At 32.0% G+C, this 22,745-nt stretch carries 14 protein-coding genes and 7 pseudogenes; 15 read left to right on the plus strand and 6 right to left on the minus strand.

From position 1 onward, the window contains the following. The 5 genes and pseudogenes from CXY28_RS07535 to CXY28_RS07555 all read left to right on the plus strand — a co-directional run. Positions 1-320, plus strand: a pseudogene (locus CXY28_RS07535) (helicase); the annotation flags it as partial. Between the two features lie 120 nt (positions 321-440). Then, positions 441-587 (plus strand): hypothetical protein, encoded by a 147-nt coding sequence (locus CXY28_RS07540; RefSeq protein WP_229763315.1) that lies wholly within the window; start codon positions 441-443, stop codon positions 585-587. 236 nt (positions 588-823) lie between these two features. Further along, a pseudogene (locus CXY28_RS07545) lies at positions 824-2,886 on the plus strand (type IA DNA topoisomerase). A gap of 54 nt (positions 2,887-2,940) precedes the next feature. Continuing rightward, the gene (locus CXY28_RS07550) at positions 2,941-3,411 is read left to right on the plus strand and encodes a hypothetical protein (protein ID WP_000965788.1); all 471 of its coding nucleotides are present in this window, start codon (positions 2,941-2,943) and stop codon (positions 3,409-3,411) included. Next, on the plus strand, positions 3,381-4,184 hold the full coding sequence (locus CXY28_RS07555) for a nucleotidyl transferase AbiEii/AbiGii toxin family protein (protein WP_100951365.1): 804 nt from the start codon (positions 3,381-3,383) through the stop codon (positions 4,182-4,184). Before CXY28_RS07550 ends, CXY28_RS07555 begins: the two co-directional genes overlap by 31 nt. A gap of 73 nt (positions 4,185-4,257) precedes the next feature. Here the strand turns inward: CXY28_RS07555 and CXY28_RS07560 are convergent, their stop codons facing one another. Genes CXY28_RS07560 through CXY28_RS07570 form a run of 3 tightly spaced genes read right to left on the minus strand, consistent with a single transcriptional unit; the run spans position 4,258 to position 5,993 of the window. After that, entirely contained in the window at positions 4,258-4,923 is a 666-nt protein-coding gene (locus tag CXY28_RS07560) for a hypothetical protein (RefSeq protein WP_000855663.1), read from the minus strand. After that, positions 4,901-5,278 (minus strand): hypothetical protein, encoded by a 378-nt coding sequence (locus CXY28_RS07565; RefSeq protein WP_000365702.1) that lies wholly within the window; start codon positions 5,276-5,278, stop codon positions 4,901-4,903. Before CXY28_RS07565 ends, CXY28_RS07560 begins: the two co-directional genes overlap by 23 nt. 46 nt (positions 5,279-5,324) lie before the next feature. Continuing rightward, the gene (locus CXY28_RS07570) at positions 5,325-5,993 is read right to left on the minus strand and encodes a ParA family protein (RefSeq protein ID WP_001932455.1); all 669 of its coding nucleotides are present in this window, start codon (positions 5,991-5,993) and stop codon (positions 5,325-5,327) included. 636 nt (positions 5,994-6,629) lie between these two features. Here CXY28_RS07570 and CXY28_RS08695 point away from each other — a divergent pair. The 6 genes and pseudogenes from CXY28_RS08695 to CXY28_RS07600 all read left to right on the plus strand — a co-directional run bounded on the left by CXY28_RS08695 (position 6,630) and on the right by CXY28_RS07600 (position 13,855). Continuing rightward, complete coding sequence (locus tag CXY28_RS08695) at positions 6,630-6,794, plus strand: hypothetical protein (protein ID WP_000189763.1); 165 nt, start codon at positions 6,630-6,632, stop codon at positions 6,792-6,794. After that, positions 6,795-7,847 carry an ArdC family protein gene (locus CXY28_RS07580; protein ID WP_100951367.1) on the plus strand — a complete coding sequence of 351 codons (1,053 nt, stop codon included), beginning with the start codon at positions 6,795-6,797 and terminating at the stop codon, positions 7,845-7,847. Further along, positions 7,847-9,883, plus strand: coding sequence for a hypothetical protein (locus CXY28_RS07585; RefSeq protein ID WP_100980300.1), 2,037 nt, complete (start codon positions 7,847-7,849; stop codon positions 9,881-9,883). Before CXY28_RS07580 ends, CXY28_RS07585 begins: the two co-directional genes overlap by 1 nt. Before the next feature lie 9 nt (positions 9,884-9,892). Continuing rightward, positions 9,893-11,328, plus strand: a pseudogene (locus CXY28_RS08845) (hypothetical protein). Next, positions 11,325-12,587 carry a type IV secretion system protein gene (locus tag CXY28_RS07595; protein ID WP_050826307.1) on the plus strand — a complete coding sequence of 421 codons (1,263 nt, stop codon included), beginning with the start codon at positions 11,325-11,327 and terminating at the stop codon, positions 12,585-12,587. The pseudogene CXY28_RS08845 and the gene CXY28_RS07595 overlap by 4 nt, the downstream one beginning before the upstream one ends. Continuing rightward, complete coding sequence (locus tag CXY28_RS07600; RefSeq protein ID WP_050826306.1) at positions 12,584-13,855, plus strand: hypothetical protein; 1,272 nt, start codon at positions 12,584-12,586, stop codon at positions 13,853-13,855. The genes CXY28_RS07595 and CXY28_RS07600 overlap by 4 nt, the downstream gene beginning before the upstream one ends. A 4-nt stretch (positions 13,856-13,859) precedes the next feature. On the opposite strand, the gene CXY28_RS07605 is transcribed toward CXY28_RS07600, so the two are convergent. Then, entirely contained in the window at positions 13,860-14,699 is an 840-nt protein-coding gene (locus CXY28_RS07605) for a hypothetical protein (protein WP_232779999.1), read from the minus strand. A 394-nt stretch (positions 14,700-15,093) separates the two neighbouring features. Between CXY28_RS07605 and CXY28_RS07610 the strand changes: the two genes are divergently transcribed. From CXY28_RS07610 to CXY28_RS07620, 3 genes and pseudogenes are all read left to right on the plus strand, one after another. Beyond that, positions 15,094-15,774, plus strand: coding sequence for a CAAX protease (locus tag CXY28_RS07610; protein WP_100980304.1), 681 nt, complete (start codon positions 15,094-15,096; stop codon positions 15,772-15,774). Between the two features lie 131 nt (positions 15,775-15,905). Continuing rightward, the gene (locus tag CXY28_RS07615; protein ID WP_000006537.1) at positions 15,906-16,157 is read left to right on the plus strand and encodes a hypothetical protein; all 252 of its coding nucleotides are present in this window, start codon (positions 15,906-15,908) and stop codon (positions 16,155-16,157) included. Next, positions 16,129-16,933 (plus strand): annotated as a pseudogene (locus tag CXY28_RS07620) (nucleotidyl transferase AbiEii/AbiGii toxin family protein). Before CXY28_RS07615 ends, CXY28_RS07620 begins: the two are co-directional and overlap by 29 nt. 317 nt (positions 16,934-17,250) lie before the next feature. On the opposite strand, the pseudogene CXY28_RS07625 reads toward CXY28_RS07620, so the two are convergent. Together CXY28_RS07625 and CXY28_RS07630 are read right to left on the minus strand one after the other, a co-directional pair. Then, positions 17,251-18,319, minus strand: a pseudogene (locus tag CXY28_RS07625) (tyrosine-type recombinase/integrase). Positions 18,320-19,473: 1,154 nt separating this feature from the next. Further along, positions 19,474-21,506, minus strand: a pseudogene (locus CXY28_RS07630) (relaxase/mobilization nuclease domain-containing protein). A gap of 805 nt (positions 21,507-22,311) precedes the next feature. On the opposite strand from CXY28_RS07630, the pseudogene CXY28_RS07635 reads away from it, so the two are divergent. Then, positions 22,312-22,745: pseudogene (locus tag CXY28_RS07635) on the plus strand (tyrosine-type recombinase/integrase); the annotation flags it as partial.

Below are 22,745 nucleotides of genomic sequence, written 5' to 3' on the forward strand. Positions count from 1 at the left end.
AAACTCTAATAGACGATTTAGCCAAAATGGGTAAAGACAGAGATTATAAGCCTGCGTTCAATCCTAAATCTAAAGAAGTCTTAAAGAATTTGAACGCTGAAAAAAGAGCGAGTTTAGAGAATGAGAGGGAAGAGCAAGGGGTTAAGGGGAACACAAAGAGCCATGATGAAATAGAGCCAGCTACAGAACAAGTGATTGGAAAAGAAATAGAAAAAGGAGCTGAAATTATCTATTCTAAGGAAGTTGCAACCACTAATAATGTTGATTACTATGAGAACGAACAAGAAGTGGAAATTACTAAATCAAGGGGTAGAAGATGAGAAAACAGTCTAACAAACTCTTTAGTTTTTTAAATGGCATTAAGTGGCGTGATTTACGCCTTATTATGCGAGTAGTCAAACTAGTGAAACGATTAGCTAAGTTTAAATAAGGGGAAAACAATGTTTGAATTAGGATTTTTTCTATTCTTAGGGCTTTATACTATCAATTCTATCTACTTGTATAAAGCCCTAAATAGCACCAAACAATCTCAAGAAGATTTTATGAATAAGCATAGCGAATTATTAGAAAGCTTGCTTGATGTGTAAGCGAGTGCAAAAAGAGATTAGAAATCTTAGAACAAAAATCAATTAAGGAGTTAAAGCAATGAATTACGATGTTTTAATGGGATTTTTAAATCCAAAGTAATACCTAAAATGCCTATTTTTTGCGGTGATGTTAAATGCGAAGATTTTAATGCCCTAAGAAGTTTAGTTTATCTTTCTGTGCTTGAGTTGGAAGAAACGATAAATCCTAATAAAATCCCATTTTAAAGGAGCAAAAAATGAAAGATAGCGTTATTATTATTGAAAGCCCTAATAAAGTGGCTAAGATTAAAGAAATCACAGGAGCAAAGGTCTTTGCTACCATAGGGCATTTTATGCAACTTAAAAGCTATGATGAAAACAATAACTTTAAGCCGACCTTTGAATACGACCCACAAAAGAAAAAACGTATTTTTGAGATAATAGAGGCATGTAAAAATAAAAAGGTTTATATTGCTACTGACCCTGATAGAGAGGGTTATGCTATAGGCTATCATTTTTATGAAAAGATTAAAAAAATAGCTAGTTCTATTTATAGAGCGGAGTTTTTTGAAATCACACCAAGTGGGATTAACAAAGGCTTACAAAATGCTCTTTTATTTGAAAACACTAATAAGCAAATGTATCAAAGTGCCTTAGCTAGAAGAGTGGCTGATATGCTTTTAGGTTTTACGCTCTCCCCTTATTTAGGCAAAGCTTTAGGGCAAATGAAAGGCTCTAGTGCTGGAAGAGTGCAAACCCCTTGTTTAAAACTCATTGTAGATAGAGACAGAGAGATTGAAAAATTTAAGGCTTTACCTGAAAATGAGAAAGTAAGCTATCAAATTCAAGCTAAGATTAACGATAGTGCTAACAGAGAAGTAACTATCAAGCATTGTGATGAAAAGGGCGAAGAGATTAAATTCAATGATAAAGAAGAGACTTTAAAACTCTTTGAGAGCTTAAAGGATAATAAAGCTTGTCTTTTAAAGGATTTAAAAAACTCTGTTGTAGAGACTAAACCTAAAAAGCCCTTTATCACTTCTACGCTTTTAGAAAAAGCAAGTTCTATGCTTGGTTTAAGTATTAGCGAAGTGCATCACTAGCTCAAAATCTCTTTGAGGCTGGACTGATTACTTACATTAGAACAGATGCTGAAAGTTTGAGCGTAGAGTTTTTAAATGAGGCAGAGAGCTTTTATTTGCCTATTTATAAAGAAGTGTATCAAAAAAGAGAATACAAGGCTGGCAAGCAAAGCCAAGCAGAAGCTCATGAAGCCATTCGTATCACGCACCCCCACAAATACGAAGATTTAGAAAGCATAGTCTATAATGCTAATATTACTAATCAAGACGCTTTAAAACTCTATAGATTGATTTTTGAAAGAACCATTGAAAGTCAAGGCAAGAATGCCATTTATGACAAGCAAGATTTGCTCTTTAAAATCAAAAATGAGTATTTTAAATGTTCTGCTAAGAGTTTAAAAAGCGCTGGGTTTTTAGCAATGTTTTCTAAAAAAGAGCTAGAGAATGATGATGAAAGTAATGATGACAAAGAAGATAAAGAAAAAGAGCAAAACGCACAATTTAATCTTAAAATTGATGATGTGTTAAGTCTAAATGACTTAGTTTTAGCCACCATTAAAAGAAATGCCCCAAGTGCTTATAAAGAGGCAGGTTTTGTCAAGCTTTTAGAAAATAAAGGCATAGGCAGACCTAGCACTTATGCGAGCTATTTGCCTACGCTTGTAAAAAGAGAATATATCAGCATTAGCCAAGATAAAAAACACATTATTACGCCTACACATAAGGGTAAAAGAGTGGTAGAAGTGTTTGAAAATGCTTATCAATTCATTATTGATTTGACCTATACTAAACAAATGGAAGAAGTGCTAGATGAGATTGTAGAAAATAAAAGCTCATACTTAGATTTTTTACAAAATTTAGCCACTAAATGCCCTAAGATTGAAAAACTAGAAAGAAATGATGATGAGATAAAGCCTAGCAGTGAAGGACAAATCACTTATATAGAAAACATTTTAAGAGATTTGCAATTAAATTTAAGCGAAGAGTTTAAAAACTACAAAGAATACAACAGAGTGGCTAAGGCGTTTTTAGACCGATACATTAAAGAGCATGAGTTTTTTAAGAAAAACAACAAAAAGGCTAGTAACTCTAATAATGATGAAAATAGACCCGCTACGCCTAAACAAATTAGCTTTGCTGAGATGTTAGCTAAAAAGCATAATGTCAAGCTCCCCAAAGGATTTAAATATAGTATGAAAGTGTGTGGGGATTTTATCAATGAGTATCATAAGAAGTAGTAAGTGAAATTTTGCTAAACTAGAACCTAATTAAAACTAATGAGGGAGTTTAGCATGCTTTATATTCCACCCACTTCAAAAGAAGTCTATGTTAGCTCTATTGTGGCTTTAAATATCCATAGCCCACAAGGCACAGGAGATTGGCATAGTAGCTATGCTTTAATGGAGAATGCGTTTGATGATATAGGGGTTTATATCTATGGTGAAAAACAAGCTCATAATACTAATAAACTACTAGGCAATCTAGGCATTATAGATGGCACAGCAAGGCTCAATAAAATGGGCTATTACCCTAAACATACTCCCACTTATATTGCAGAGCATCCAAGAGCTTGTGTAGATTGTCTCTATGTTTCTGTATTGCAAACTGGAAAGCTAGGGGTTGTTATGCTAGATGAATGGTTTCCTAGTATTGAAGATAAAGAGAGTGTCTATGCTCTTATAGAAGTGATGAAACCCAAATTAAACAAGCAAGAAAGAGAGAATTTGGATAAATGGATAGCAAGAAACCCCATTATAGAGTGAGTTTAAGCGAACAAGCTCTTAATCATGAAAAACTGATGAGAGCCATTGTTAAAAATCTAGCCGACACCCCTATGGTATTAAAAGGCGGAACAGCTTTGTATCTAGGCTATGGCTTAAATCGTTTTTCAGAAGATTTAGACTTTGATTGTCATAAAAAAATCAATCTCTTAGGCAGAGTAAAGAGTGCTATTCCTAATGGCATTATCTTAAATGATATTCATATTAAAAAAGACACTGATAGTGTGGGGCGTTATATGGTGCGTTATGCTACCAAAGACAATAAAGAAGAACAAACTCTAAAATTAGAAATATCTTATAGAGACGCACCAAAAGAGAGCGAAGTCAATGTGATTGAGGGAATGCGAATTGCTAAAATAGAGCGTATTATTGATAATAAGCTTTGTGCTTGCTTTGATGGGGAGCATACAAGAACTAAAGCTAGAGATTTATTTGATTTGCATTTTTTAGCCAAGCATTATGAAGAACATTTTAACTTAGATTTAGCCACTCGCTTAAAAGATTTTAGCAAAGACCCTGATAAATTAGTGAGCGATTATTTAGTAGATGTAAAACTAGATGCTTTATTAAATCAAATTATGGACTTAGAAGAAACAGCCCTAGAATTAGGGGTAATGGCTCAACTAATACATAAAAAACTTGAAAAACAATCTCATTCCCTTAATGCCTTGCAAGAGCAACAAGGCTATAGCAATAATGATAATAGCCTAGACAATTCTAATGAAAACACCTACACACCTAAGCGTAGGCGATAAGTAACCTTATTGAGTGGGTATTTGATAGTTTTTAGTTGTTTTGTCTTGTTAATTTAATTCTATTTAAAACTACTTAAATACCCTTGCTCTCTAAAATCTCTTTAAAACATTGTTGCAATTTTTTAGAAAATGGCTCTTTTTCTTTGTCATAGTCTTTTCCTAAGCTGATATAAAGTGCGGTGTCTTTGTCTTTAAAGTCTTTGATTTCTTTTGTAGGTTTATAACTCAAAAATTCTCTAATCTCTTTAGCATAACCTTTTACTAAAACTTGCAATAAGTCAATGTCATAAGAAAATTTATCTTTAAGGACATTTTGAGCGATTTCTATTAAGCACTCATCATAGATTTCTACACTTTCATTAAAAACTTCTTCTACATCACTTTCTTTAATACCATTTAAAAATAGATAGTAATTAAAGAGCCTATCTTCTTTTTCTTCATTTAGCCATTCTAAATCATCTTCATATTCTTCTTCATCTATAGGCTTAAAATCACTAGGAATAGTGCTTTCATAATCAATAGGACTAAACTTACACATCAAGCGTGAAATAAGAATTTTAGGGGCATTCTCATTGCTTATCTTAGCAAACACCATATTGGCTAAGATATTAGCTAAGATTAACTTCTCTACTAAACTAGCTTGGCTGATTTCTTGTTCTAGTGTATCCTTAAACTTTAAAGGGGTGTCTTTATAGATTATCTTATGCGTAAAAAATTCATTCAAGTTCATTGTTTTCATTATTGCCCTTTTCTTTGTTTTGTAATCTTTCTAGTTGCTTTAAAAGCTTTTGCTCTTGGGTGTTTTTTCTGTGTTTTAAATGCCTAATAAGCGCTTCTTCAATAAAAGTGCTTCGTGTCTCTTTAAATGAGCCAAATTCTAGCAAAAATTCATCAAGTTCTTTTATCACACAAGGACTAAAGGCAATGTTAAAGCTCTTTTTCTTATCTTCATCTAACAAGCTTTTTTTACGCCCCCTTTTTTTAGGGATTTTTACTTCCTTTGTGCTAGGCTCTTGTTTTAGGGGGGTATCTTGGGCTTGTTCTTCTTGTTCTTCAAACTTCTTTTCTAGCTCATCAATTTGTTGTAAATCCATACTTGTATGCTCCTTATTGTGTTTATTTTTGTGCTTTTTAACTCTTCTAAAACGCATGTCTTTTCTCTTTTTCTAAATGGCTTTTTAATTCGTTGTGAAAATTAACCCACTCATTGATAGCCTTTTTATCGCTGTATTCTATGACCCCTAAGCCTTCGCTTACACTGCGCTTATAAACAATGCGCTCACTCAAAGAGCTTTCTAAAAGTGTAATCCTATCGCTAGGGTTATTTTCTTTAATAAACTCTATTAAGGCTTGTCTTTCTTTAAGGGTAGGAATAGTAGGCATTCTATTGATGACAATTAAGGCTCTTAGATTTTCATTAAGCTCTTGGAGTTGCTCAATTCTTTCTAGCATATTAGCTAAGACTTCAGTGTCTAATTGGCTAGGAGTTGTTGGCACTAGCACAATATCACTTAAAAGCATAGCTTTTTGGGTTTCTTTGCTGTATTCCCCCTTAGTATCAATAAGGATATTTTCATACTTAGATACCATTTGCTTTAAAGTATCGCTAAAGCCACTACTACGATTAAATAAGCTAAAAGTGGGGCGTTCTTTTTCAGCACGAATTGTAGCAAAAGTTTCCATAGACTTTTGGCTATCTGTATCTAAAACAACCACTTCTTTATTGTCTTTGAGTAATTGCACGGCTAAGTTTAAACAAAGCGTGCTTTTACCACTGCCACCCTTTTCATTAGCAATGCAAATGGTCATGTTATTTTCCTTATTTTAGTTATTTTAAAAGTATATCACAATTATATAGATTTTGAATTAACTTTAAACAATTTGATTGTTTAAGATTTTTTATATAAACATAGTAAATAATTAAACTTAGTAAGGGATAATAAAACTATGTTATTTAAAGAGTATTTAGTCTTTAATTTAATATTGCAATGTTAAAAGAATTTATTCTTATTTAGCTTATATCATTAAACTATTAAGAAATTAAATTATCAATTAAATTTAAAGCATTTTAAGCGAACTTTCTCAAGAAATTCTAAGGTTTAATTTGTCTTTTTCATTTTTAAAAAAAGTTTTTTTAAACATTAAAAAGGAGCAAAAAACTATCATTTTAGCTTAAGATTAGCTTAAATTTTAACTTTTTTCATTAAATTTTTAGGTTTATTTACTTTTCATTTACTTTTAGATTAAGTTACGCATTTTAGGGGGTTGCATGGTTTGAGCCTAAAAAATGTGTGCGTACACACTTGTGTTTTTTGCTTAAAAATAGCTTAAAAAGTGGCATATGTGTACGCACACACTTTGAAAAAGTAAATAAGTCAAGACCTTGATTTCCTTGTAATTTTAATGGCATTCTAAAAAGATTTTTTAAAAACAAGGACAGAAAAAATGACACAAGATTTTTTAGAACTTAAAGAGGGAAAATACCCTATGAATGAATGGCAAATGATAGAGTTTATGCAAATGGGAGTAGAGCCTAAAAGCGAACAAGAAACAAAAATAGAGTTAGAACATTCCTTAGAAAATGAAGTCAATAAAAACAAGGAGCATTAAATGAAAGCGTGGAATGAAATGGATATTAAAGAGCAAAAAGAGGTTTTTGCTAGGTTTTTAGCGAGCGAAATTGCTAAAAGTTTAGAATCTGGATTAGAGTTTAAGCCAAATAATAGAGCTTATAATGGTAATGCTGGCAATGCCTATAATGGCTTAAATTCTCTTATTTTAGATGCCAAGCAACATGAGAATGGCTATGAGAGTAATGTTTGGGTAGGTTTAGATGATGCCTTAAAACTTGGGGCAAACCCTAAAGAAGTGGAGCATATTAAAAACAACACTAAGAGTAAAAATAATCCTAATGGCTTTTATGATAAGGCAAGTATTGCTTACATTAGAGATTATGAAATGTGCTATGTTAAAGCAAGAGATGAACAGGGTAATTTAATCCCCCTTAAAGACAAAGAGGGCAATCTTAAGCATTATTCTAATGGCGAAGTGATTTATGAGAATGAAAAAGTTCCTCAAAGAGACAAAGAGGGTAATATCAAGTATATGCAAGATGGCAAAACGCCCTTTTACGAATTTAAAAAAGAAAAGATAGACATAGAGCCGACTTTAGAGATTAAAAATCTCTACAATGTCAATGTTTTTCAAACGCTAGACAAAACTAAGCTTAAAGAATTAGACCCTAAAACTTTAAGAACGCAGTATGTTAGTAAAACTTTTTCTATAGATAATCAAAACTTAGTGATTTATGATTTATCCAAGCATTTAAATGAAAGCCAATATAAGAAAGTGCTAGATTATGTGGAGCAATATGGAGCAACCCATCATGAAAAAAGAAAGCAACACAAAATCTATCAAGAACCACAGCAACAAATTGCACCTAATACAGACAACAATGCCAAAGAAAACAACACTAAAGAGCCAAACAACAATGAAATGAATATGGCAGAGTTTTCTAAAATGCTTGAAATGGCTCAAAGTAATCCCCAAATGTTAGCGATGTTGCAACAAACTCTTAATAAAGGAGCAGAGCAACAAAAGTATGACCACTACTTTGCTAATGATGAAGTAGTGCTTACTCAATCTAAAGGCAGGGGCAGATAATGCAAGATTTTATCAATGGATTTTTAAAGGCGTGGAAAGCTTGGAGTGATGATGGAAAGGACGCTTTTTTAGAGAGTTTTTTAGATGAAGTTAAAAATTCTAAAAATGACCCCACCAATTTTTTAGGCATTTTAGAACAAGAAATCAAGTCTTTAAGCCAAGAGGGCTTAAAAGATGACATTTCTTTTATGCTAGAAGTCATTGAGAGCATGAAAAATGAAATCTCTAATACAAAAGACAATGAAAATGTAAGCGATTTTTTTAATGCGTTCCAACAAGAAATCAATGAAGAGCAATCTATCTCTAATGATAATCCAAGCGAGTTTGTAGAAAGTTTAGAAAAAGTGATTGTTGAGACACAAAATGCTAATAAACATGAGATACAAAATTCTAGCGAAAATGAAGTAGAGCTTACAGAAGAAAAAAGCTTTTTAGAAATGAGCGAAGATGAGTATTATGAATACCAACAAGAGCAATACATACAAATGAATGAAGATGATGGCATTGCACGAGTTAGTGCCAAGTTAGAACAACAAGAGCTTGAAAGTAAGGCACTACAAGATTATGAAGAAAATCAAATTCAAAGAGCTGAAGAAATTAGTATTGCAGAGCATGAAAATAAGCTTGAAAAAGAAGAGCTAGAAAGATACGCCCTAGAGGGCGAAAATAAAGCCCTAGAGCAATATTATGAGAGCCAAAACCCTGATACTCTCTATGAGCAACAAGTTTTTCAAGAGCAAGAAAAAGAGCAAGAAAAAGAGCTTTTAAACCAGCAAGACTTAGAATTAGAGACATTAAGAGATAATAATACCAAGCAAGGTTTGGATAATGAAAGTGCAACACTTTTAGAGAGTTTGCAAGTTATAAGAGATGAAACAAACGAAGTTATCACTTTTTTAAATCCTAATGAGCTTGAATTGCTAAGACCTACAGGAGAAAATACTACAAGTAAAATCGCTTCTATTGCTTTAGAAGAAAGCAATAAGCTTAATGAAAAAGAGCCTAACACACAAGAACAAGGCGAATACGCACAAAAAGAGCAAGAAAAGAAAACACCTAGCAATGATATAGACCTTAAAGACAAATACGCTAGTTTGCATAGTTTCTTTAAACAAACCGAGCTTGATATTAAGCAAAAACGCATTAAGACTAAGCTTGATTTTAAAGAGAGCTTTTTAAATTACGCTAAAAACCACATGAATGAAGATGAATTGAAAGTCTTATTAGTGGTAAGCCAAAAAGAGCCAACCAAGCTCACTAAAGAGCATATCAATTTGATTAAGGATTGCTTAGAACAAGCGCATGGTAATAAGCACATGCAAGATAAGGGCTTGCAATTAAGCGTTAAGTCTATCTTGGGACACCAATTAGAAAAAGAACACCACGAAGTCTTAAAAGATTATTTAGCTAAATCTAAAGATAGCTTAGAGCATATGGATAATAGAGTGTATGAAGTGATGCGAAAGCATTTAGACAAGCAACAAGCAAAAACACTCAAAAATTTAGATAGTGCCACTCAAAGTGTGGGGGTAAATGCCATTAAAGAGCAAAATAAGGCTAATAAAAATTCAGAGCAACCTAAAAACTCACAAAATGAGCCAAGACAAGAGACTACTAACGCTCAAACTAATAGCACCGCTACACAACAAGAAAACACAAAACAAAACCAAGCTATAGAGCAAAATGGCACTACTCAAGCAAAAGAGCCACAATCTAAGCAAGAGCCAAAGAAAACCTTGCATCCTGATGAACCATGGCTAGATTATGACCCTAAAGCTCACAAATGCTTACAAGAACGCCAAAAAGAAGAAATCCAAGAGAAAGCACAGAGTAATAATAACGATGAGCCTTGGATTGAGTTTGGTAAAAAAGAACAAGCTAGAGCTAAAGCACACTATCAAGCTATGCTAGAAAAAGAAAAAGCTAAAGAATTAGCTAAAGAGCAAAATAACGCTCAAAAAGAAGTGAAAAAAGAAATGCCAACTATAGATTATGACTACACACAAAATACGCTCTCTAAGAGCAGAAGGCGTTAGGAAAATCCTATGAGTTATATCCCTAATCTCACTGCCTTGCCTTTGCATGAGATTTTATTAGATAATGGCTATGTTATCAACAAAAATAAGCATAGCAAGAATAACCCTTGCTTAAAGCATGAAAACGAAGAGGGAAGTTTAGTCATCTTTAAAAATCAAAATAAAGATGGCTCAATTAGTTACACCTACAAAGAAACTCATACCGATAAGGTCGGTAATATCATTACTTTTTGTAAGGATAGAAATATCAGCGTTGAAGACTTACTCGCTGGGAAGTTAGAAGGCTATCGCAATAAAAAAGATACTCTACAAGCAAGGGATAACTCTAGCGAAAATAACGAAGAAATTCAAAAAATCATCAATGAGTTTAAAAACCTTAAACCCTATGATTTACAAAACGCTACACTCATTAAAAAGCGTGGCATTGATACAAAGCTATTAGAGCCTTATAAAGAGCATTTAAAAACGGACAATTTTAATAATCTTATCCTTGCTACCTATTTAGCTTTTGAGAATAAAAATCTTAATGTCATACCCATTCATCAGTGTGGGATTAACAAACGCCTAAATACTCCCTTAAGCACAGACAAAGAGGGCAACATAAGAGACAAGCCATTAAAATCTATCGCACAAGGAAGTAAAGGCATAGAAGTCTTGTTCCCTAATAATTTAAGCTTAGTTAAAAATGTCATTGTTACTGAAAATATCTTTGATAGTCTAGCTTATATTTAGAGTTACAAGGTTTAGAGCCTAAAGAGAGCGTTTTAATTAGCACCGCAGGGCAATTTAATGCACAAAAATTAGAACTCTTTTTAAAAAGTTTTTTTAAGCAATTAAAAGGTCGACAACAAGGAGCGTATAACCATTATCTAAAACAAGAAGAACAATGGCAAGAATTAGTGAGACAAGGCAGGGCTAGTGATGATTTTGATAGCGTGGTAGTAGAGACTTACACTGACATTATTAAAAATTATCAAAGAGAAAAAAATGCTCTTATTTACAACAAGCAAGTTGAAAGAACTAGAGAATACAGAAAGCCTAAGCCTATTAATAAGCCACAAGATAGTTTTAATGTCATCTTAGCCTTTGATAATGATATTAAGGGTAAAGGATACAAAGAAAAATGCGAGGGTATTTTATATGCTCTTACACAGCAATTCCCCACTATCTATACGCCTTTTTCAAAAGATTGTAATGATGATTTGAAATTAGCACACATTATAGAAAATAAGGCGATTAACATTGACACTATGGCGGAGTTTTTAGAAAGCTCTTTAGAAAAATTAAAAGACAACTACACTTCAACACAAGAAAAGGAAAATATCATGGATAAATTAGAACAAATTGATAGCATTAAGCCCTTTAATGAAAGGCTTAAGGGCATTTTAGAAAATGCTAAAGAAAATTTACAAGCACAAAGTTGTGTTAAAGGGAGAGGGCGATGAATTTTTTTGACACCCTTATGGGCATGTTTGTTGAGCCATCTCAAAAAGTAGCCAAAAGTCTTGCTGAACATGTGGGTAGCTTTTTTCATGCACAACTCATTTTAAACATCATTATTACTATTTTATTTATGATATGGGCGTATAAGCGTGTGAAAGAGGGCGATATGTTTGAGTTTAAAACCGCTATGGGAGTGGTTGTATTCATCGTGTTTGTGGGGTTTATCAATTGGGGGATTAGAAATCCTAATGATTTTAACACCTATTTCATTAACACGATATTTTATCCAGCTGAAAAGCTTGCTATACTTATCGCTCAAAGCTTAAATGATGGCTTAGAAATTCCTACCAATGCTAATGCTAGTCCTAGTGAAACCTTTAATATAGGCAATCTAGTTTCAAGTGCTTATGCAATGATAGTTAATCTGTGGGATAATGCTTTTGATGGTATTAGCATGTTTAATTGGCTCACAATGATACCTAAAATAATCATGTTTTTTTTAGTGATTTTAGGGGAATTATTGTTTTTAGGCTTATTGCTTATTATTGTGTTATTAGTTACAGCAGAAATTTTTATGTGGTCAGCATTAGGTTTAATTGTATTGCCTTTAGGTTTAATCCCCCAAACCAAAGGCATGTTATTTAGCTATCTTAAAAAGCTCATTTCCCTTACTCTTTATAAACCTTGTATGATGTTAGTAGCTTTTTTTAATTATGGAATAATCTATAAAGTCAATGCTTTAATCCCCACTAAACACGAAGTCACACAAGGCTTTTATGGCAATGCGGATAAAATGGCAAATGAGGGAAAAATTATTGATGCCTTTGGCAATGTCTTAAAAGGAGATTGGAACTCTTATATAGCCCATAGTTCTATTGTAGGCTTTTTAACCATTATTGTTTTAGGTTCTGTGATTTGTTTCTTTCTAGTCAAACGAGTGCCTGATTTTATCAATAATATCTTTGGCACAAGTGGAGGCGTGGGGGCAGTAACAGAAATGATGCAAAAAATTGGCATGACAATAGGCGGAGCTGTATTTGGGGGTAGTGCAGTTATGGTTGCTAATCAAGTTAAGCAAGCCTATCAGAGTGCTGGGGGCGGACTAGCAGGACTTCAAGCTGGAGCTAAAGCTCTTGGACTTGCTGGACTAAGTGGAGGGGCAAATGCTGTAAATGCAAGAAGTGCTAAAGCTGGTGTGAGACACTTTGTAGCAAGTGTTAAAAGTGGCTTTGGATTTGATAATGATAAAAATAACAAATAAAAGGTTTAAAAATGAAAAAATCAATTTTTAGTGCGCTTTTTAGCGCTCTTTTATGTTGCAAAAGTGTCTTTGCAGAGGGGGAAACTCCTTTGATTGTCAATGACCCAGAAACCCATGTAAGTCAAGCCACTATCATAGGCAAAATGGTAGATAGTATCAAAAGATACGAAGAGATTATTTCTAAGGCTCAAGCTCAAGTCAATCAGTTGCAAAAAGTCAATAACATGATAAATACAACTAATTCTTTGATTAGTGGTAGTGCCATTACTTTAGCCAATCCCATGCAAGTAATACAAAACGCTCAGTATCAAATAGAGAGCATTAGATACAACTATGAGAATTTAAAGCAAAGCATAGAAAATTGGAACGCACAAAATTTGTTAAGAAACAAATACTTACAGCAACAATGCCCTTGGCTTAATGTCAATGCTCTTACTAACAATAAGATTGTCAATCTTAAAAATCTCAATAACCTAATCACCAAAAATGGCGAACAAACCCAAACCGCAAGAGATGTGCAAAATTTAATCCAATCTCTAAGTAGCAGTGGCTATGAAAACATGCAATCACTTGGATTGAGTGGTAGAGCGTGGGGAGAAATGTTGTGTAAAATGGTAAACGATAGTAATTATGAAAGCGAGCAAGCTCTTTTAGCAACAGGCAATAGCTCAGAAGAGCAAAAACGAAGATTTTTGCTTAGAGTAAAGAAAAAGGTTAATGATAATAGGCAGTTAAAAAAGAAACTTGACCCATTTCTAAAAAGACTTGATGTCCTACAAACTGAGTTTGGTGTAACTGACCCTACAGCTAACCATAATAAGCAAGGGATACATTATTGCACAGAAAATAAAGAGACAGGCAAATGCGACCCTATTGATAATGTATTTAGGACAACTCGCTTAGATAACGAATTAGAACAAGAAATCCAAACGCTCACACTTGATTTAACCAAAGCCCCCAATAAAGACGCTCAAAGCCAAGCCTACGCAAATTTCAATCAAAGGATTAAATTACTTACTCTAAAATATTTAAAAGAAATTACCAATCAAATGCTCTTTTTAAATCAAACAATGGCAATGCAAAGCGAGATTATGGCAGATGATTATTTTAGGCAAAATAATGATGGCTTTGGGAAAGAAGAAAACCATATAGACAAACAATTAACGCAAAAAAGAATAAACGAAAGAGAAAGAGCTAGAATATACTTTCAAAACCCTAATGTTAAATTTGACCAATTTGGTTTTCCCATTTTTAGTATATGGGATTAAGGGCTTAGTGATGAGAGATAGAATAAGTATTTTTTTTCCAAACTATTTTTATTTCAGCGGTAGCGTTGTCATAGGACTTTACTTTATTCTCAATACATTCCCAAATCTTATTTCTCCAAGTTTCTGGGACTTTTGCCTTACCAAAAAATCCCCAATCTTTATGAATGGGATATTTAGAACCATCTATTTCCATATTACAGCCCATAACATATTCTTTTTTGATATTGGTTAGCTCTATCATATTTAACAACTCTGTGTTTGACATTAAGGGTTTAATATTATTTGAACTATGGAGCTGATATTTGGGTTTTAACCAAGTAATTTTATAATCGTTTTCGCCACTCATATTAGCCATAGCAGATAAGGTTTGTCTAGTATCATAAGTGCTTTCTTCAAAATCTTTTTTATATTGTCTAATATAACTTCTTTCGCCAAAGGCTAATATCTTTCCTTCATCACTATATTCTTTAATGCCAAGTGCTTTATAAGTATTCTCTCTACTTATACCCCCAAAGCGTTCGTGCCAATCATCAATAAAACTTTCAGCTCCATTATCAAAAGCGTTCTCAAGCATGGTTTGAAGTTGCTTTTTATTTGGGAATTCTTTAGAGTGTTCTTTCATTTCAAAAGCCATAAATTTTTGCCTTAAAACTTTAGCTTTTTCTTTAATTTCCTTGATTTTTTTTGCAAGTTCTTCTTTATCTTTAGTGTCTTCTTTATTGATTAAATTAAGGGCTTTTTTATGTTTTTCTTCTTCTACGCATTCAAAAATCTTTTCTCTATATTCTTGCGGAAATTCTTTAGATAAATTCCAACCACTATTCAAGTATTGAGAGCCGTCCACCTTAGCATTACAGCTAGTCAGCGTATCTTCTTTGATATTGTGTAGTTTTACTCGTTTCAATAAGTCTTCATCACTTAATAAAGGTTTCGCCATTAAGGGAGCAGTAGCACCTAGTAAAACCCCAGCTAATAAGCTTGTTTTTAAAGTTTTATTCAAACCATGTTAATTTAATCATTTTTCTATTCCTTTTAACTTAACTTGAATTGTAATCATTATAGCATAGAAATTTAAAGAAATACTAATAACAATTAATATTAAGTTATTTTGTATGTATTTAGTAGAATTTGGTTATTTTAATTACTCACCATATATTATCTTAACAAGCAATAACAATCTTTTATAACTAATTTTGTTTGTGTTATAATTTGGTTTAACAATTATTTTAAGAGACACTATTCAAGATTTACAAGATTTCAAAAACGATATTACGCTCATTCTATCCAAAGACAGACTAGAGACTTATGACAACCTAGAGCAATACAAAGAAAATTTAAAGCTCATTAGTCTAATCACACCTAAAATCTCTAATTTAGAGATTTACTTACGCACCGCACTAGATTATTGCCTAACTCAAATTAAAGGGAATGAGTGGGTGTTTGATGAAGTTTCTTTAATCCCCTTAATAGAAGAATTGAAAGACAAGAAAAAAGAAATCACGCATTCTTTGGTCTTGTCTAAAATGTCTTTAGAAGCGGTGATTAAGCTTATCTTTTTTTACAAATTAGAGGGGGTAGCATTAGATTTGAGAGCCTATAGTCTTAAGGCTTATTACAAAGATAATAAGGATATTTTGCTTATTAAGGGTAGAAAACAACATCTTTCTAATTATGCTAAAGCCTATATTGCTTTAAACTTACTATGGACAATTAGAAATCGTGCGTATCATTGGGAAAATTTACTAAAGCTAAGGGCAAACAACCGCCCACGCATTACAACACGCTTTATCAGAGAATTAGAAAAGCCTACAAGTAAAAGTTTTAACTTTGGTATCATGCCCAACAAAATTGTTTCATTTTTAGATGATTTAATCAAAAGTATTGGAAACAAAGACTTGGAAAAACTAAGTAGTCTATAAGCTATAAGAAAGTGGGCTTCGGTCAGCCCTACGAATGTAGGCGTATTATAGCTAAACAATCATTATAAGTCAAACCAAAACCAACACAAAATTTGCTAAACTACAATCAAATCAATTTAGGGAGGATAAAAATGTCATTTGCCCCTATGTTATTAGCTACAATCAATAACTCTATTGGCAATAAAGATAAGCATGTGAGTTTAGAGTATCTTATAGGGCTTTTTATGGATAAAAAAACAACTAATCTAAGCAATACTGACAAGTATATTATAGGCACAATTCAAACAGAGGCACTAGAGCAAGAAATAGAATGGTTTTCACAAGACTATCACATTCCTATGGAGAATATTTTACATGTCCTTTCTATCAATCCCTATCAATGAAAAGAAGCCTTAGTTTTATCAAAAACAACTTTCAAGCTCAAATTCAAGCCCTAGAACAATTTTATCCCATTATTAAAAATGCTTTGAATTTAGGGCTTAATCCTAGTAGTATTAAGTTTGGAGGAGGCACAGCTTTGAGCATGTATTACTTCCAGCATAGATTAAGCTTTGATATTGATTTGTTTGTCAATGATGCTCAATGTTTGGGATTTTTTAGCCCTAAATTATGGATAGATAATTGCAGTCATTTTGATAGCACAAGATACATAGACCAACATAATCATATAGGCGTAACGAATAAAGACAACATTAAAATAGATGTTTTAGTGGATTATGCTAGTAATGAGGGATATGTAGATAATTCTAAAAAGATTTTTGCTTTTGATATTTATGTAGAAAGTTTAGAAAATATTATCGCTAAAAAGATTACTTTTAGAAAAACTGATAATAAAACAAGAGATATTTTTGATATAGCAGTGGCTTTGCATAATGACAATAATTTATTTGACAAGCTTTTAAGTTCTCAAAAAATAACTAAGCAAGACTTACTAACTCTTCAAAATTCTTTGCAAGAGTTAGATAAAAAGCGTTATAGCATAGAAATAGATATGGTAGAACCCATTTCACATTATAAAGACCTTTCTTTAAGTGCTTATGATTTTTTAATAGACAAAATAGACCAAATTAAAACAGCGACTTACTCAAATTCCCATGACAACGCAGATAATTTAGACAATTCCAATGAATACACCCCCACACCTAAGCATAGGCGATAAATAATATCATTAAGAAAGTATTTGATAGTGCTTAGTTATTTTATCAGTATTGAATAGAATTTAGTTATTTGTATTGTTAATCAAATATATTCTTAATGAGTAACAATAATCTATAATTACATTATTTTTAGAATATTTTGTAATTTAAGCTAACTCTATAAAATCTCAATGATTTTAACAACCCTTATAAAACTAATCATTTTTAATTAGCAATAAAACATTAAATAGTTAAATAAAACTATCTAATGCTAGATTATTTATCTTAATAAGATTATTTAAACTAATTACACTAAACTACCTAATCAATTTTAACCCCCTTACTTCTTGTTCTCTATCAAACTATCAAACACAAGAGCCACTTTCTTGTTATGCTCTTGTGTGGTATGAATATAAATCTTAGTAGAGAGTAAGGAGCTATGCCCTAACGCCCTTGAAGTTAAAACTAAGTCTTGGGTTTCTTGATAAATGAGTGTTGCAAAACTATGCCTAAATAGATGTAGGCCTGTGCCATATTGCTTATAGTGTTTGATTTGAGCTAGTTTAAAGATTAAGGGGATAAAGTTATAAAGCGTTAAAGAATTTTGTGCTTTTTGTTTGTCTTTTTTAAAAAGATATGCCCCATTAAAATATTTTAGTCTATATTCATCACTAAGCCAAGTATTCAAGCTTGGTTCTAACAAACTCTTTTTAATATAAGCTTTTCTCTCTTTTCTACCTTTACCTTGAATTAAAATAGAGTAGTTTTGCTCTTCTAGTTGAATGTGTTTTAATTCTATGTTTAACACTTCGCATTTTCTAAGTCCCCCAAGTATTACAATTAAGTAGAATACACTTATTGCGTTTTTCAAAGCTTGTAGCTGGCTTATAGTCTAAGAGTGTTTTTAAAAAACTCTTTAAGTCTTTATCGTTTAAATGTCTAGGTAAGCTTTCTTTGGTCTTAGCAAAGGCTAGGTTTTTAAGAGCAAAATCAAAGCTATAATGCTTTTTCCTATCCAAGTAATCAAAGAATTGTCTTAAATACATCACATATTTAGCCATAGAGCTTGGCTTTCTATTTTGAGCGAGTTCAAAAAGAAAGTTAATCACTTGCTCTTCGCTAAGCATTCTAAAACTTCTTAATTTGAGATTATCTTTAAAATAGTTAAAGAATAAAAACAAGCCTTGCATCATTATAGTGTGTTTAATGCCTTGATTATAAAGAATATGACAGAGTTGTTTTAATTGCTCTATATTATGGCATTTTAAGATTTTATCTTGTGTGTCTAGGATTAAAGCCATATCCTTCACATCTTGAATGGGCGTAAAGTTTTTAGCCTTAGTGTATAAAAAGGCTTTGAGATTACAAAAGAGTTCTCTTTGAGATTTGGTGAGTTTGTTATGTGGCATATTGCTCCCTTATTAAAATATAAAAAGAAATCTTAAAGAATGAGAGTTTTATGTTTTTTAGTTTGTTAGGTTCTAAAAGCGGTATTTTTAAAAATTTTGCATGGCTCCTTAGAGATTTGAAATTCCGCCTTTAAATCTAAATCTCTAAAAAGTTCCGCTTTTAACTAAGGCATAAAAGCAAAATTTCGCCCCCTTAAAAGTAAATAATCAAATACATAGTTATTTGCATTACTCACTAAATACAAAAATTGAATTTATCAACGATTAAATAGTTTTTGAAAGTAAGCTTTAAGCGCTTTTTAAGGTTAAGAAGTGCGTGTTTATGGGTATTAGATATGAAAGCGGAACTTAAGTTCCGTATAGTTATAAAAATATTAAGGGAAAGAAAGGTTTACCTTTCTTTCCTAACCTATTGAGTAAACATGTTATTAGTAAATATCATGTCATGAAGGGGATTTCTTTTTTTTAAAAAACTTGATTAAATTAGACAACTAGGAACTTGCTAAAGGAAAAAAAGAAAAATCAAAAAAAAGAACTTTTGATTAAAAGAGACAAACTGACTGAAAGAGCCATAAGGTTAGTTGTGGCTAGGTTTAGTTTAAGGAAAGTTTTTAATTTCTTTTATTAGTAAAAATAAGAACAAAATCAAAATAAAAGAAAAATAGGAATTACCTATCAATGACATGTTAGTTGTGGAAGGAATGATTAGTCAAGGCTTGTGTTATTTAAGTTAGGTTGTAAGCGGTTTGTCTCATTAGCATTTAGGATTAGAAAAGTTTTTGTTTATAGTGTGTAGGGTTAAGGTTTGTTTCTAGCTCTTAGTATTAAAAGAGTTAAGTTTGATTTGATAGTAGGTTCAAGGGTTAGGTTTAAACTTGCTTTATGATTATATTTAAGAAAACTTTAAGGTTTTAAATTTTTGCGTGCTACTTAAGAAAAATTTAAGCTCTACAAGGCGTTTTAAAGCGTTTTTGTTTTTAGGTTAATAGTTTGTCTTATCTTATGGCTTTATTTTGATTGTGGGGCATTTTAGAGTGCTTTATTTGTATATCTGTTTAAATAAGCTAATTTGTGAAAAGAACAAGAATAAACCCCTTTAATCAAAGGGTATATTCTTTATTAAGAACATTAAAGGCAATCATCGCTTGAGAGCATTATCTATTACGCCCTTTAGAGTTTGTGTTGTCATTTTGTTTTAATCCAGCATGAGCTTTAGGGTCATCATCAAGCTCATTAGAGTGCAAGGTTTTAGCTTGTTGTTTAGCTAATTCTTTAGCTTTTTCTTTTTCTAGCATAGCTTGATAGTGTGCTTTAGCTCTAGCTTGTTCTTTTTTACCAAACTCAATCCAAGGCTCATCGTTATTAGGCTCTTTTGTGATAGCTTGAATTTCTTTTTGCTCTAGCTTAGTATCTTTAGCATGTTCTAGGACTTTTTCAAGGTTTAGGTCGTCATAGTGGGTTAAAAACCTATTAGCTCCTATGATTTCATTACAAGTATAGAGAATATCCTTAGAAATTTTAGAAAATTGTTTAATTTGTTTGAGAAAGCCTTGTTTTTCTTTTGGAGACAATGAAGTTTCTCTATAATGTTTTAAAGATTTCACATAATGTTCTTTGGCTCTTTCAAACTCTTCTTCTTTTTGTTTTAAATCTTGTTCTAAAAAAAGTAATCTCTCTTTGGCTAATAAAAGCATGGTGTTTTGATAGTCTTGTAGTTGCTTACTCACTAGCTCATAAGTGTTATCATTAAGCTTGTAAGTGGGGTCATTTTGCTTAGTTTTAAAGCTCTCTAGCATGAATTGATATTTTCTAGCACTAAAATAAGCGTTTTTAAAAGTTTTGAGAGTGGGGCGTTTATCTTTAGAAAGTTCTAAGGCTTTGGCTAAAAAAATAGGATTAGTTAGAGTGTTGTATTGGGTGTTTTGCTTGGTTTTAACTTCATTTCTTAGCTGGGCTAATAGTAAGTGTGAGTTTTTATCTAAAAGGCGTTTGTCTAGGTGTTCAAGCTTATTTAAAAGCATTTCTTTTTTCTTTAAAACAGAATAGCCCTTAGTCTCTCTTTCAAAGTCTCTGTCTAAACCATTGAGAATAGCAAAATTCTTAAAGGCTGAATGGTTTTGTTTTTTATCTAATTCTTTTTGATAAAAGCCTAAGAGTTCGTATAGCTCGTGTTTGTTAGTGTTTTTTAAGTGTTCGCTTACTGGTTTTCTCTTATCTATCCTGTCAATATCTAGCTGTTCTTTTTCATCATCGCTTGTGTCTTTGTGATTAAACAGAGCGATTTTAAATTCAGAAATCTTTTGTTTTAAAGGGGTGCTGTGGTTGTTTTGAATGTCTAGGGCTTTTGCTTTGTTTTTATATTTGAGTTCTTGTAAATACTCGCTTTGTAAAGCCTTGTTTAAGTCCCACTCATCTTGTGGGGATTTGATTTGTTCTAAGGCTTTTTCTTCTTTTTCCAAGTCTTGTAATTGTTGTTTGATATTGTCTAGCTCTTTAAGTTTTGGCTCATTGACATACAAGTATTCTTCGCTCAATAAGTGGTCATTCAACCTATAAGCAAACTCACTTCTTAATTCATTAAAAAATTCTTTACAATCTTCATGCCCCTTAAAACGCAGTCTTCTTCGTGTGAGCTGATTAGTCTTATTGATAAAACAATGGATATGGGCATGGTCTTGATGAGCGTGTGGCACAAGGGCAAACTTGTATTCAGGCAATCTTATTTTTAAGCTCTCCCAAGTAGAATGTAAAAGCCCTTGCATTGTCTCTTCATCTGGCTATCTTTGATAGAAAAAACTAAGTGCATAGTCTCGTTATAATCTTTAGTCAAATCAAAGTCATTGAGCCAACTCTCTAAGATGAATTGCTTATCGCATTCTAAAAACATTTCATTGTAAGCTGTTTCGCTATTTTCTAAAGCATAATTTAGGGCATTTTCTAAGTGGGAGCGTTTCATTTGCCCTATGTTTTTAATAAGCACAGGACTAGCTGTTTTTGTGCCAACTAGATTAGATTTAATAAACTTTGAGTTAGGGTTAAATTGATTGAACTTAATGAGCCATCTTTTATCTACTTTATCGCTATCACTAAATCTAGGCTTTTGCATATGCTTTAAAATATCATCTAAGAAAGATAAGTCCATAGGGCGACTATCTAGCTTAGTATCTAATATAGCCCTATCTAGCATACAAACCCTTTAAGACTTAACAACATTGCTAAATTCTTATCTAATTCGCACACTTTCAAGCTAAACTTCTTTCCCTTACTAACAAGGCATTTAAAACGCCCAAATTTTATTCAAGCTAACGCTAATTTAAGAGCTAGACTTTTGATTTTAAATCTAGCGATTTTTCAATTCTTTGTAGCATAGCACAAAGAATTGAAATTAGAACTAAATCAAAAAGGTGCAGGATAACACCATGTGTGCGTACACATATGGTTAAAACTTCGTATTCAAGGGACTTGGAGCTAGATTTTTAAAAAATAAGGGTTTTTTGCTAATAGAATGAAAACTTTATAGCACAAGCAAAAGAACTTACAGCCTACCAATAAGAACTTGCAAGCTAAATGCTATGAACTGACAAGCAAGTAGTAAGAACTTGTAAGCAACAATTAGGGAACTAAGGGCTACACGATAAAAACTAAAAGCCACAAGTTAGAACCTAATAGCTCACATTAAGCAAAGAACTAAGGGGAAAATAGATTAAGAACTTATCTGCTCTAATGATATGAACTAGGTTGCTTGTATGATTAAGAACTAGGAGCAAAACACCATTAAAACTTACTAGCAACTCATATAAGAACTACCAGCCAATTTCATAAGAACTCACAATCAATATTAAAGGAATGAAATTATTCTTTAAGCTTTTGTTTAAAAAATTTATGCTACATTTTCAATGATTTTTTAATGACTTAGATTGAAACTTAGAGAACATTTAAAACTTACATTCTTTTTAATTTCTATTAAAAAATTTAATATTAAGAGGACTTTTATGAAAAAATCAAATGACAATAACGCACTCGCCAGAAGTCAAAGGGAGTTGTTTGTAGGGATTAGGGATTTTATTGTTTTTAAATTTAAGCGTATGGTTGTTTTAACAGGAGTAAGGGATTTTACAAAAATGAGATTTTTGTCCATAGAATTAGAAAAATGCGAAAAAATTAAAGATTTGGAAAAATTATGTCATACAATTTATAATCAAGGCACAAAGCATATTTTGATGATGCGTGTATTGTTTTTATTCTTTGACTATTTCTGCAAGCATTTGAAAGTTAAGCGATTGAGACTACTCAATGAAGAAATGCTTGTGAATTTTTTATTTGAGTTAGCTAAACAAAGAAAGATTAATTCAATGGCAAAATATGTAATGTATATTAGGCAATTTTTTGATTACTTGGATAGGACTAAACATTATGAATTTTATTT

Origin of the sequence: Helicobacter pylori (assembly GCF_002832345.1) — a bacterium.
Classification (GTDB): Bacteria; Campylobacterota; Campylobacteria; order Campylobacterales; family Helicobacteraceae; genus Helicobacter; species Helicobacter pylori_CP.